The following is an 11,926-nucleotide window of genomic DNA, read 5'->3' as shown; positions in this document are numbered from 1 at the left end:
GCCCCACCCCCCACCCCCTGTTCACCCTCCGCGTAACCACCCCACCCCCACACCCGCCTCACCCTCGGTACCCTCGCCTAAGTGGCCGCCTTTCGACGACTCCCACCCAAAACCCTGTTCAAGCGCCTAGCCATCGCGGGCGGCGTATTAACAGTCCTGGCCGGCATGGTCTGGGTGAGCCGCGCCCAGCCGGTGCAGCAGCTCATCCCGCAGCCGCCGGCCGAGGCGATCGGTCCCGGGGTTGGCATCAATGTGTCCTCCACCGGCAGCTCCGAGGCCACCAGCTGCACCGCGGGTTTCTTGGTACGCAGCAAGGACGGCCGGCCGGGACTGTTGTCGGCGGGGCACTGCAACAAGCCCGGCGGCTCGGGCACGGTGTCCATCCACAACGGCGCCCTCTATCCCACCGTCGGGGCGTTTACCGAGAGCGTCTACGACGGCAAAGACGGCCACAACATCGGTCTGATCACGTTGGACGACCCGGACAAGTTCCCGCTGTCCCCTGAGGTCGATGGACATCCGGTGAGCGGCGTGGCCGAGCGGGTCAACATCGGCGACACGCTCTGTCATTTGGGCGTCCGCAGCGGTGAACCGATGTGCGGACCGGTTTCCGCCAGCGAGAAGGGCAAGGTCAGGTTCGCCGCGGCGACCACCTGCGGCGATTCCGGTGGCCCCGCCTACCGGATGCGCCCCGACGGCACCGCCGAAGCGGTCGGCATCCTCACCGCGGAGTCCGACGGCGAGGATCCCGAGACGGCCTGCGCTGAGCCTCGCGAGTCCTCCGTGGCGCAGCTGATCAAGCCGTGGCTGCAGGCCTGGCAGCTGACGCTGGTCACCACGACGTAAAAAGCCTCTACCGCAGCAGCCCGGCGCGCGCGACACTGAACCGAACGGGACGCTGCGTCGTGTCACCTCCGGGAGGCTGGTGCATGGGTAGAGGAAAACCAGCGGAAGAGCGGCACTCGACCGCGGCCGCGCCGCGGCCGGACTGTTCCGCGCGTACGGGCAGGGCCTGAACCGCCATGACCGCAGACGACCAGGCCCGTCCCCGCTTGAGCAGCGCTTCCAGCGCCATGCATCGCGACTTGGCGCCCAACCGGGCTGTGGTCGCCGCCGCGCTGGCGCATCTCTCCGTCGAACACCGCGTCCTGTTACGTCGTGCCTATTACGACGGATGGAGCACCGAGCAGATCGCGGTCGACCTGGAGATCGCGGAAGCCGGCGTGAAGACCCAGCTGCACTACGCGCTACGGACCCTGCAACAGACACTGCGAGATTTGGGAACGGTGCAATGACGTTTGACCACGAGTACGGCATGTGGGATGCCGCCTACGTGCTGGGGTCACTCTCGGAGTCCGACTATCGCGAGTACCAGACGCACCTCGACGAGTGCCCGTTATGCCAGGATGCCGTCTCCGAGCTGTCGGGGATGCCGGCCGTGCTGTCGCTGCTGGATCAAGAGGACTTCGGCGAACTCGACCTGGAATCGCTCGACACCGCAGACGGCGCGTTCAGCGCGGGTCTCGCCGCCGCCGGCGTCATCCGCCAGGTCAACGGCCACGAGTCCGGTGGGTCGGTGGCGGTCCTGCAACCACCGGAGACGGTCTTCGGAGTCTTTCGCCCCGGCAACTACGCTCCGGTCCCCGACGAACTCACGGCGTTCGATCTGCCCGTCGAGGGCTACATCCCGCCGGAGCTCAACGGCTGGTATCTGCGCAACGGCCCCAACCCCCGCGAGGCGGGCGGTCACTGGTGCACCGGCGAGGGCATGGTGCACGGGGTTCGGCTGGAGAACGGCCGGGCCGCCTGGTACCGCAACCGCTGGGTGCGCACCGAGAACTTCGACCGCCCCCTGCCGCTGTTCAATCCCGACGGCAGCCGCAACCTGCACTCCAGCGCGGCCAACACCCACGTTATCCGGCACGCCGGCAAAACCCTGGCGCTGATGGATAGCGCATTGCCCTACGAGATCTCCACCGAGCTGGACACCCTCGGCCCCTACGATTTCGCCGGCAAGCTGGTCGATTCCATGGCGCCGCACCCCAAGGTCTGTCCGATCACCGGCGAGTTGCACTTCTTCGGATACGGCGACCTCGCCCGACCGCACATCAACTACTACCGCGCCAGCGCCGACGGCGCGGTCCAGGTTCGTCGTCCCATCGACGTCCCCGGCCTGACGCTGATGCATGACTTCGCGCTGACCGCCCAGCACGTGGTGTTCCTGGACCTGCCGCTGGTGTTCAATCCGCAGGTTGCGCTCACCCGACGAGTCGAACGCGACCCGCCCTACCGGTGGGACGACGACTACGGCGCCCGCCTCGGGGTGCTGCGTCGCGATGACCCCTTCGGCCCGGTTCGCTGGTTCGACATCAACCCGTGTTACGTCTTCCACGTCGCCAACGCGTTCGACGTGGCCTCAGCCCAAGGCAACGCGATCGTGATGCAGGTGGTCCGCTACCCCGAAATCTGGCGCGACAACAGTGATTTCGAGACCGAGGCCGCGCTGTGGCGCTGGACCATCGACTTGGAAGCGGGCGTCGTGGCCGAGGTTCAGCTCGACGACCGCGACATCGAATTCCCCCGCGTCGACGACCGGCGGGTGGGCGCATCGGCCCGCTACACCGTCGCCGTCGGCACCGACGGGCTGGTCCGCTACGACGTGGCGCGCGACAGCGCCGAGGTCCACCGGTTCGGCAACAACGGCATGGCCGGCGCACCCGACGAGGCGGTGTTCGCACCAGCACCGGGCCAGACCGACGAATCGGCCGGCTGGTACCTGAGCTACGTCTACAGCCCGGTCCGCCAGTGCAGTGAACTGGTGATCCTGGGCGCATCGGACTTCGGCGCCGCCCCCGTCGCGCGGGTGCGACTGCCGCGGCGCGTTCCGCACGGTTTCCACGGGAGTTGGATCCCGGACTGAGCATGAACCTCACGGGCGCCCGCGTCGTGTCATTAGGCAGGAGGTGATCAGCTTGCCGCGCATCGGCATACCGCCAGATCACGAAACCGCGCTGATGAAGGCGCTCTACGACGAGCACGCCGCGGTGCTGTGGCGCTACGCCATGCGCCTGACCGGTGACGCCGCCCGCGCCGAGGACGTCGTGCAGGAGACCCTGCTGCGCGCCTGGCAGCACCCGGAGGTCATCGGCGATACCGCGCGGTCACCACGGGCTTGGATGTGCACCGTGGCGCGCAACATGATCATCGACGAACGCCGCAGCGCCCACTTCCGCAACGTCGTGGCCACCCTCGACGAGTCGACCGCGCCCGAACAACCCACCCGCGACGAGGTGGACACCGCCCTGGACCGGATGTTGATCGGCGACGCCATGACCCACCTGTCGACGGAGCACCGAGCGGTGATCGAACGGTCCTATTACCGTGGGTGGAGTACGGGGCAGATCGCTGCGGACTTGGGGATCGCCGAGGGAACGGTGAAATCACGCCTGCACTACGCGGTGCGGGCTCTGCGACTCGCCCTGCAGGAGATGGGGGTGACACGATGACGTGGCCGCGAGAATTCGGCTCGGCCGGCGGGCCGGTCGACAGTGAGCATCCGTACGCCATGTGGGATGCCGCCTATGTGCTCGGTTCGCTGTCCGCGGCCGACCGTCGCGAGTTCGAGGGACACCTGGCCGGCTGCGCGCAGTGCCGCGACGCCGTCACCGAGATCAGCGGCGTGCCCGCCCTGCTGTCGCAACTCGACGGCAACTGCGTGGCTGCGATCAACGAGGCCGACGCAGCGCCGCCCCCGCCGGCCAACCTGCTGCCGTCCCTGCTGACCGAAGTGCACCGGCGCCGCCGGCGTACCCGACTGCTGACGTGGACGGCATCAGCCGCGGCGGCCGCCGTACTCGGTATCGGGGTCCTGATCGGCATCGGCTCGCCGACCACACCCTCCCCACATCAGGATGCGGTGCCGATGGCCCAAGTGGGGACGACGGCGCTGGCCTCGACGGTCGCGGTCAGGGACGAATCCTGGGGCAGCTACATCGATTTGAGCTGCGTCTGCCTGGCACCGGTGAACGCTCACCACGACACCCTGGCGTTGGTGGTGGTCGGCCGCGACGGCAGCCAGACCCGGCTGGCGACTTGGGTTGCCGAACCCGGACACACCGCGACGCCGGCCGGCAGCATCTCGACACCGTCGGATCAGATCGCCTCGGTACAAGTGGTGTCAGCCGACAACGGCCAGGTTCTGCTGGAGCGCACCCTGTAGCGACCCGGGTCATCGACATCTGCCGATGCCTTCGTCGAACCAATCCCGCCCGCAAACCGTGTCAATGACATCGTCACGAGTTAGGCGGGCAGATGTCCAGGATCGCTTCCGTGGTCGATTTCATCGTCGCCCAGCTGGCGGCAATGGGAGTCGGTCACATCTTCGGCGTCGATGGCGCGAACATCGAAGACCTTTACGACGCAGCATATTTTCGTCCCGACATCACGGCGGTGCTGGCCAAGCATGAGTTCTCGGCCGCCACCATGGCCGACGGCTACAGCCGCAGCGGTGCCGGACTGGGGGTAGTCGCCGCAACCTCGGGTGGGGGCGCCCTGAACCTGGTTGCCGGGCTGGGCGAATCATTGGCCAGCCGGGTTCCGGTGCTGGCGCTGGTGGGCCAGGCCCCGAGCACCTTGGACGGTCGAGGAAGTTTCCAAGACACCAGTGGACGCAACGGTGCACTCGACGCGCACGCCTTGTTTTCGGCGGTATCGGTCTTCTGCGAGCGGGTGATGAACCCCGAAGACATCGTGACCGCGCTGCCCCGAGCCATCGCCGCGGCACGCAGCGGCGGACCCGCGGTGCTGTTGCTGCCCAAGGATGTTCAACAGGGTTTCGTCACCGCCAGCCCGTACCGCAACGGCGGCGACAGCGGCGGCGATCCCGGCGTCATCAGCGACCCGCATCCGATCATCCACGCGCTCCGCAACGCCCATGGACCGGTCACGATCATCGCCGGCGAACAGGTGGCCCGAAACGACGCCCGGGCCGAGCTCGAGAACCTGCGGGCACTGCTGCGGGCCCGGGTGGTGTGCGTGCCCGACGCCAAAGATGTCTCCGGCACCTCGGGGCTGGGGTCCTCATCGGCACTGGGCGTGGCCGGCGTCATGGGCCACCCCTCGGTCGCCGAGGCACTGACCGGTAGTGCGGTGTGCCTGGTAGTCGGCACCCGGCTGACGCTGACCGCCCGCGCCGGCCTCGAGGCGGCGCTGAGCTTCATCCACACCGTGTCGATCGGTTCGGCACCGCCGTATGTTCCGTGCACCCACGTGCAGACCGTTGACCTGCGGACATCCCTGCAGTCCATCTGCCGTGCGCTGTCGGGAGCCGGGCGCCCCAGGTGGCTGCGGGTGCCCGAGTCGGTGCCGCACACCGAGTTGACTCCTCCGCCGTACACCGGCCCGGGGGTGCGCTATCGCGAGGCGATGGCCGTGCTGGACCGCGCGTTGCCCGCCGGGACCGACATCGTCGTCGATGCGGGCAACACCGGCGCTGCGGCCATCCACTACCTGCCGGCGCGGCGCGACGGCCGCTTCCTGGCCGCGCTGGGAATGGGCGGAATGGGCTACAGCTTCGGGGCCGGGATCGGGATGGCCTTCGGCCGCGGTCGGCGCACCGTGGTGATCGCCGGCGACGGCGCGTTCTTCATGCACGGCATGGAGATCCACACCGCGGTGCAGCACGGCCTTCCGGTGCTGTTCGTGCTGCTGAACAACAATGCGCACGCCATGTGCGTCACCCGCGAGCAGCTGTTCTACGACGGTTTCTACACCTACAACCGCTTCGCCCACAGCCAGCTCGGTGACGGCCTGGCGTCGATGTTTCCCGGGCTCAGCGCGATTGACGTCGACGACCCGGACACCTTCGCCGCGGTCTTGGCGTCGGCGTTGGACCGTGGGGGGCCCACGGTGATCAGCGTCGAGTGCGCCGCCGACGAGATACCGCCGTTCGCGCCGTTCCTCAATGCCATCGAGGCACCGAAAACCACTGGCCCAGTGGGTCGTAACGGCAAAGTTTCCACGCACAAGGAGGACCACTTCGATGTCGCTACCAGCCCTCGCTGATATCAGCGTTCACGCCGGTACGCCCGAGCCCATCGACGGCTTGGTGCGGGTCGAGACCAGTCCCCGGGAGGTCGCCACCCCGATCATCATGGAGATGATGCACTCGGTCTACCCCCACGACGTGGTGTTCGGCGACTACTGCACCGTCAACGACTACATCGACTGCCCGCCCGACGAGTTGTTCGACTACCTCTCCGATACGCGATGCCTGGAAGAGTGGACCTACAGCCTGCGCGGCTTCACCCCCACCGAAGAATCAGGTCTCTGGCTCGCCTACGACCGACTGGGTTCGGAGACCAAGATCTACACCCGCACCGTCTCCAACCGGGATGCCCTCACGGTGGACTACCACTGCGCCTGGGATCAGCCCGACCACCTGTGGATGATCTACCTGATCCGGATCGTCGACGCCCAGGTCGTGCTGAACAAGCCCGGATCGGTTGTGCTGTGGACCAATTGCCACCACCCGTTCTATGACCACAACCCCTATCCGGACACCGCACCGCCCCAGCGGCCGGTATGGGTCGGCGACTTCTGGGACATGTTCGGTGCCGGCCACCTGCTGGAAATGAAGAATCTGAAGGCGATTGCCGAATACCGGCACCACAACGGCCTGCCGGTCACCCCGTTCTGGATGCGATGAGGCGAAACATGACCCAGCCCGGCGAAACCCCAGTCAGTCTGATCGACGTCTCCAGCTATCTCCCCGGCGAACCCATCGCCGCCGACTACTACACGCAGTACGCCGATTCCGATGCGCTGCGCGACAACCTGATGTTCCGCGCGCCCCGATTCCGCCATCACGTCGGCGAGGACGAGACCGCGGCCGACATGATCGAGCGGGCGGCGCAGGGCATCATCGACCGGCACGGCCGCGAGGTCATCGACAACGTCGACATCTTGATCACCCACACCCAGTTGCCCGACATCCCGTTCTGCGGCGGCGGCGGTGGCATCGCTCACCGGCTGGGGATGCGCCCGTCCACCGTCCTGGATCTGCACAATGGCGGCTGCGCCGCCTTCGTGCTGGGGCTGGGCGTGGCCCGGCAGTTGTTGACCGCCGGAGCGGGCCGCAGCGCATTGATCGCGATCGCCCAGAACGCCGCCGGCCAGGTCTTCGATCAGCCCGCCGTACGAGGAAAACCGCAGGCGTCGGTTCCCGGTGACGGCGCCGCGGTCGGACTGCTCACGCTGTCGGATCACTCCCCGATCCTCGACGTGGAATGCCGCACCTACGGCCAGTACGCCGGCGACATGACCTACCACACCGACCCGCCCCGCAAGTGGTGGCAGCCGGGCCCCGGCGCCGCCTACATCGGCTTCACCGAGGACAAGATCACCAAGGTGCTCGCTCGCGGCAACCGGCAGGTTCCCGAAGTCGCCCTCGCGGTCTGTCATCGCAACGGCCTGTCCGCCAACGATATCGGGCTGTTGGTCACCAATCAGCCCAACCGGGTGTTTCTGCGCAACTGGCGCGAGGCGCTCGAAGTGCCCGAAGCACGCCACGTCGATACCTTCGACGCGTGCGGCAACCTGTTCGGTGCCGGCATCCCGATCAATCTGGATCGAGCGATCTCCCAGAACCGGGTGCAGCCGGGCGAGGTGGTGGTGATGGCGGGCTTCGCCCACGCCGGTGACTTCGCCGGCGCGGCGGCCATCCGGTGGGGCGGACGAACGCGATGACCTCCGCGGCGCACGCCGATTCGGCGACCGCCTACCCGAGCAACGCACTTCGGCCGGCCGTCGATCCATGGGCGTTGTCGCTCAACGAGAGCCCGCTGCCGCCGCTCCCGGCGGTGCGGACGGCACTGGTTGAGTCCATGGCGGCGGCCAACCGCTATCCGGAATTCCTGCCCACCGGGCTACGGCGCCTGGTGGCCGAGCACGCGCACGTGGCCGAGGAGAACGTAGCGGTCGGCGCGGGTGCCTCCGGACTGGCCATGCGGGTGCTGCAAGCGTTGACCAGTCCCGGGCAGCGGATCGTGCTGAGCACGCCCACTTTCGAGGGATTTCCCGCGTTCGCCCAGATGGCCGGACTCGCGGTCACCGACATCCCGCTCGACAGGTTCGGCCATCAGGACCTGACCGCCATGGCCCGGGCCGCCACCGCTGCCCGGATGGTGGTGGTGTGCCGGCCCCACAACCCGACCGGGACCCTGGAGCCGGTCGCCGATGTCCAACGGCTGGTCGCGAGCGTGCCCGCCGACACTCTCGTGCTGCTCGACGAGGCCTACATCGAGTTCGTCGCCCCGGGCCAGCGCATCGACGTCCCGAAGCTCATCGCGCGCTTTCCGAATGTGATTGTGCTGCGCACGTTCTCCAAGGCCTATGGTCTGGCCGGGCTGCGCATCGGCTACGCACTGGCGGCCCCGGAGCTGGCCGCGCGCCTGTGGTCCCTGCAGCTTCCATTCGGTATCAGCGCCGGCTGCACGGTGGCGGTGGCGGCCTCCTACGCGGCCGAGGACCAGCTGCAGCAGCGCATCGCCCATATCGTCGCCGAACGCAGCTATCTGCGCGCCCGGCTGCGGGCCGCCGGGGTGTACACCACCGATTCCCACGCGAACTTTGTGTTCCTGCCGGCGACGGGCCGGCCCTGGAGTGCGATCTTCGCCGACAGCGGCCTGCGAGTCCGGGGCTATCCCGACGGCGCCGTGCGCATCACGATTGGCTCCCGCGGCTCCACCCAGATGGTGCTGTCCGCCGTCGAGCAAACACTCAGTGCGCCAGCAGATGCACCGCACGCTCGAACGCACTAGGCAGCGCGCACGAGGCGGGGACCAAGGCACGCCGGGCCGGCGGCCAGGAGCTGCTCAGCACCAGGCCGCGGGTGAGCAGGCGATACCGGCGAGTGATCGAGTGCCAGGCGCGCTCATAGGACGAAAGGTTGCCGTCGACGATCGCCGCCACCGCGGCAGCGGCCTGCTTGACGGCCAGGCTGACGCCCTCACCGGTGAGCGCGTCTTCGTAGCCGGCGGCGTCACCGACCAGCAGCACCCGCCCAGCAACGCGCCGCGAAACCAGCTGCCGCATGGGCCCGCAACCGCGGGCAGGGCCACGTTGGGTGTCGGCGAGGTGGGCGGCCAGGGCCGGGAACCAGTCGAGCTGCGGGCGGTGCGGCGACAAGATGGCCACCCCCACCAAGCCCGGCTCCACCGGCGTCACGTAGGCCTCCCCCCACCGTGACCAGTGCACCTCGACGAACTCCGACCACGCCGGCACCTGGTAGTGCCAGCGCAGCCCATAGCGGCGCGGAGAACCTGCCGCACAGGAGATCCCGACGGCGCCGCGAACCACCGAGTGCAGCCCGTCCGCGGCGATCAGCCATCTGGCCCGAATACCACCCGCTGTGACTCCCGCGGCGTCTTGGACCACGCCGTCGACCTTCGTCGCAGTCCAGTCGACGTCATTCTGCTTGGCCTGGTCGGTCAAGGCGGCATGCAATGTCGTGCGCCGCACGCCGCGTCCCGGGCCGTTGTGAAACCTCGCTTCGGCCCGGCGCTGCTCGTCGAGATAGGCGATGCCGCGCAACGGCATGCCGACCGGGGAAACGCCGAGCGACTCCAGAACGGCCAGCCCGCCAGGCATCAGGCCCTCCCCACAGGCCTTGTCGATCGGGCTGGCCCGGGGATCGGCAACGATCACCGAAAGTCCCTGCTGCCGAGCACATAATGCGGCGGCGAGTCCCCCCGGCCCGCCACCCACGATCAGCAGGTCGGTGTCGAAGCCGGTCACCGGTACCCCAGCGCGACGTTCTCCACCCGAATCCGCTCCCGCAACACCGCCGCGTTGGCCAGGCTGAACCAGAGCGCGGTCAGCCAGGCGGTGTGGATCAACGGCAGTGCCAACCCCTCGAGTACCACTGCCACATAGTTGGGATGACGGATCCAGCGGTACGGGCCGCCCTGCACCAGCGGGCTTTCCGGCAGAACGATCACCTGAGTATTCCAGCGCCGGCCGAGCGTGCGCACGCACCACCAGCGCAGCACCTGACTCAAGACCGCCACCGCGAACATGGGCCAGCCCAGCCATCCGATGAACGGCCGGTTCAACACCCACACCTCGGCGACGCAGCTGACCAGCAGCGCCGAGTGGATGCTGACCATCACCGGGTAGTGGCGGTGTCCGAACTCGACGCCGCCGTTGGCGAACGCCCACCGTGCGTTGCTCTTGGCCAACACCAACTCGATGAGCCGTTCAACGCCCACCGCCAGAACCAGCACGTAATACATGGCTACCACTCCAGCACGATGAGTTCGGCGAAGAAGCGATTCAGAGCTTTATCACGGCGAGAAGGGAATTCCCCGGCGACGGCGGCCACGGTCGGAGTGTTGTCCATGCCGAGGTCACGGTGCCACCGCGGCCGTGGTTCAACGGCACGGCGTAGCCGGCGAATATTGAACGCCCGCGCCGTCCACTACGTATCTTGTCGTTAGGGGTGCCGTCGGTACCTCCGGTGGACCATTTCGGCGGAAGGTCACTACGTGCTGCACCGGATCGCCCTGCTGGCCCTCGCCGCTCCACGCCGCGTCCTGATCCTGGCCGGGCTGGTGATGGTTGCCGCGGCGGTGTTCGGGATTCCCGTCGCCGACAGCCTGTCCGCGGGGGGCTTTCAAGATCCTGGTTCGGAGTCCGCGCAGGCCACCCAGTTGCTCACCGACAAGTTCGGCCAAAGCGACCAGCAACTGCTGATTCTGGTGAGCTCGCCCGAGGGGGCCGACAGCGAGCGGGCCCGCACGGTAGGCACCGAGATCGCCGACGTGCTGCAGCGCTCGCCGCACGTCTTCAACGTCGCCTCGCCATGGACGGATCCGCCGGCTGCGGCTGCCCGACTGACCAGCACCGACGGCTCCGCCGGTCTGATCGTGGCCAACCTGCGCGGCGGCGAGAACGACGCGCAGAAGTATGCCCGCACGCTGGCCGACCAGGTGGCCCACGATCGCGCCGGGGTCAGCGTTCGCGCCGGGGGCGGGGCGATGGTCTACGCCCAGATCAATCACCAGAATCAACATGACCTGCTGCTGATGGAGTCGATCGCGATCCCGTTGAGCTTCGCGGTGCTGGTCTGGGTTTTCGGAGGTCTGCTGGCGGCGGCGTTGCCGGTCGCGCTCGGTGGACTCGCGATCGTCGGCTCGATGGCGGTGCTGCGGCTGATCGCGCTGGGCACCGACGTATCGATATTCGCGATGAACCTCACCACCGCGTTGGGTTTGGCACTGGCGATCGACTACACCCTGCTGATCATCAACCGCTACCGCGACGAACTGGCCGAGGGTGTCGCCCCCGATCAAGCACTGATCGCAACGATGAGCACCGCCGGGCGCACCGTGCTGTTCTCGGCGATCACCGTCGCGCTGTCGATGGCGGCGATGGCTTTGTTCCCGATGTACTTCCTCAAATCGTTCGCCTATGCCGGGGTTGCGACGGTGACGTTCGTGGCGATCGCGGCGATCGTGCTGACTCCGGCGGCGATCGCTCTGCTGGGGCCCCGGCTCGACGCGCTGAACCTGCGCCGGCCGATTCGCCGGCTGCTGCGGCGGCCCGAACCCGTCGTCAAGCCGATCGAAGAGGGATTCTGGTACCGGTCAACGAGATTCGTCGCCCGCCACGCGGTGCCGATCGGTCTGGCGGTGGTCACCCTGCTGGTGGCGGTCGGAGTACCGTTCCTCGGGGTCAAGTGGGGCTATCCCGACGACCGGGTGTTGCCGCGGTCCGCGTCGGCGCACCAGGTCGGTGATGCGCTGCGCCAGGATTTCGCCGACGACTCCGACCGGGCGGTGCCGATCGTGGTTCGTGACGCGAACGGCGTCGCGCCCGAAGAGTTGGATCGTTATGCCTGTCTCTTATACACATCTCCGAGCCCACG

General features: G+C 68.0%; 12 protein-coding genes. 10 read left to right on the top strand and 2 right to left on the bottom strand.

The window, feature by feature from the left end; all coding sequences use genetic code 11:
• The first annotated feature begins 81 nt into the window (after positions 1–81).
• The 9 genes from LI94_RS17495 (at position 82) to LI94_RS17455 (ending at position 8,819) form a co-directional block, all read left to right on the top strand.
• Positions 82–846: a S1 family peptidase gene (locus LI94_RS17495; protein ID WP_046301982.1), complete on the top strand. Its 765-nt coding sequence runs from the start codon at positions 82–84 to the stop codon at positions 844–846.
• Between the two features lie 176 nt (positions 847–1,022).
• A complete protein-coding gene (locus LI94_RS17490; RefSeq protein WP_052739966.1) occupies positions 1,023–1,295 on the top strand; it encodes a sigma factor-like helix-turn-helix DNA-binding protein in 273 nt (90 codons plus the stop codon).
• The gene (locus LI94_RS17485; protein WP_239651261.1) at positions 1,292–2,920 is read left to right on the top strand and encodes a carotenoid oxygenase family protein; all 1,629 of its coding nucleotides are present in this window, start codon (positions 1,292–1,294) and stop codon (positions 2,918–2,920) included. The genes LI94_RS17490 and LI94_RS17485 overlap by 4 nt, the downstream gene beginning before the upstream one ends.
• Positions 2,921–3,014: 94 nt before the next feature.
• Complete coding sequence (locus LI94_RS17480) at positions 3,015–3,506, top strand: sigma-70 family RNA polymerase sigma factor (RefSeq protein ID WP_036457986.1); 492 nt, start codon at positions 3,015–3,017, stop codon at positions 3,504–3,506.
• Positions 3,503–4,219, top strand: coding sequence for a zf-HC2 domain-containing protein (locus LI94_RS17475; protein ID WP_046301981.1), 717 nt, complete (start codon positions 3,503–3,505; stop codon positions 4,217–4,219). Before LI94_RS17480 ends, LI94_RS17475 begins: the two co-directional genes overlap by 4 nt.
• Positions 4,220–4,311: 92 nt before the next feature.
• On the top strand, positions 4,312–6,063 hold the full coding sequence (locus tag LI94_RS17470; RefSeq protein WP_082105801.1) for a thiamine pyrophosphate-binding protein: 1,752 nt from the start codon (positions 4,312–4,314) through the stop codon (positions 6,061–6,063).
• Entirely contained in the window at positions 6,041–6,706 is a 666-nt protein-coding gene (locus LI94_RS17465; RefSeq protein ID WP_046301980.1) for a hypothetical protein, read from the top strand. Before LI94_RS17470 ends, LI94_RS17465 begins: the two co-directional genes overlap by 23 nt.
• Before the next feature lie 8 nt (positions 6,707–6,714).
• Positions 6,715–7,746 (top strand): 3-oxoacyl-[acyl-carrier-protein] synthase III C-terminal domain-containing protein, encoded by a 1,032-nt coding sequence (locus tag LI94_RS17460; protein ID WP_046301979.1) that lies wholly within the window; start codon positions 6,715–6,717, stop codon positions 7,744–7,746.
• Positions 7,743–8,819 carry an aminotransferase class I/II-fold pyridoxal phosphate-dependent enzyme gene (locus tag LI94_RS17455; RefSeq protein ID WP_046301983.1) on the top strand — a complete coding sequence of 359 codons (1,077 nt, stop codon included), beginning with the start codon at positions 7,743–7,745 and terminating at the stop codon, positions 8,817–8,819. The genes LI94_RS17460 and LI94_RS17455 overlap by 4 nt, the downstream gene beginning before the upstream one ends.
• Here LI94_RS17455 and LI94_RS17450 read toward each other — a convergent pair.
• Together LI94_RS17450 and LI94_RS17445 are read right to left on the bottom strand one after the other, a co-directional pair.
• Positions 8,779–9,795 (bottom strand): FAD-dependent monooxygenase, encoded by a 1,017-nt coding sequence (locus LI94_RS17450; protein WP_046301978.1) that lies wholly within the window; start codon positions 9,793–9,795, stop codon positions 8,779–8,781. The genes LI94_RS17455 and LI94_RS17450 overlap by 41 nt on opposite strands.
• Entirely contained in the window at positions 9,792–10,292 is a 501-nt protein-coding gene (locus tag LI94_RS17445) for an isoprenylcysteine carboxyl methyltransferase family protein (RefSeq protein WP_046301977.1), read from the bottom strand. Before LI94_RS17445 ends, LI94_RS17450 begins: the two co-directional genes overlap by 4 nt.
• A 252-nt stretch (positions 10,293–10,544) precedes the next feature.
• On the opposite strand from LI94_RS17445, the gene LI94_RS17440 reads away from it, so the two are divergent.
• The coding region (locus LI94_RS17440) for an MMPL family transporter (protein ID WP_046301976.1) at positions 10,545–11,926 on the top strand (1,382 nt) is incomplete at its 3' end.

The organism is Mycobacterium sp. UM_Kg27 (genome assembly GCF_000972905.1).
Taxonomy (GTDB): domain Bacteria; phylum Actinomycetota; class Actinomycetes; order Mycobacteriales; family Mycobacteriaceae; genus Mycobacterium.
The sequence above is the reverse complement of the archived record's forward strand: the minus strand, read 5'-3'. Positions and strand labels throughout refer to the sequence as shown.

Excerpts from the sequence above, each read along its gene's own strand:
- LI94_RS17490 (WP_052739966.1), top strand. The coding sequence starts at position 1,023 with ATGACCGCAGACGACCAGGCCCGTCCCCGCTTGAGCAGCGCTTCCAGC.
- LI94_RS17485 (WP_239651261.1), top strand. The coding sequence starts at position 1,292 with ATGACGTTTGACCACGAGTACGGCATGTGGGATGCCGCCTACGTGCTG.
- LI94_RS17480 (WP_036457986.1), top strand. The coding sequence starts at position 3,015 with ATGAAGGCGCTCTACGACGAGCACGCCGCGGTGCTGTGGCGCTACGCC.
- LI94_RS17475 (WP_046301981.1), top strand. The coding sequence starts at position 3,503 with ATGACGTGGCCGCGAGAATTCGGCTCGGCCGGCGGGCCGGTCGACAGT.
- LI94_RS17470 (WP_082105801.1), top strand. The coding sequence starts at position 4,312 with ATGTCCAGGATCGCTTCCGTGGTCGATTTCATCGTCGCCCAGCTGGCG.
- LI94_RS17465 (WP_046301980.1), top strand. The coding sequence starts at position 6,041 with ATGTCGCTACCAGCCCTCGCTGATATCAGCGTTCACGCCGGTACGCCC.
- LI94_RS17460 (WP_046301979.1), top strand. The coding sequence starts at position 6,715 with ATGACCCAGCCCGGCGAAACCCCAGTCAGTCTGATCGACGTCTCCAGC.
- LI94_RS17455 (WP_046301983.1), top strand. The coding sequence starts at position 7,743 with ATGACCTCCGCGGCGCACGCCGATTCGGCGACCGCCTACCCGAGCAAC.
- LI94_RS17445 (WP_046301977.1), bottom strand. The coding sequence starts at position 10,292 with ATGTATTACGTGCTGGTTCTGGCGGTGGGCGTTGAACGGCTCATCGAG.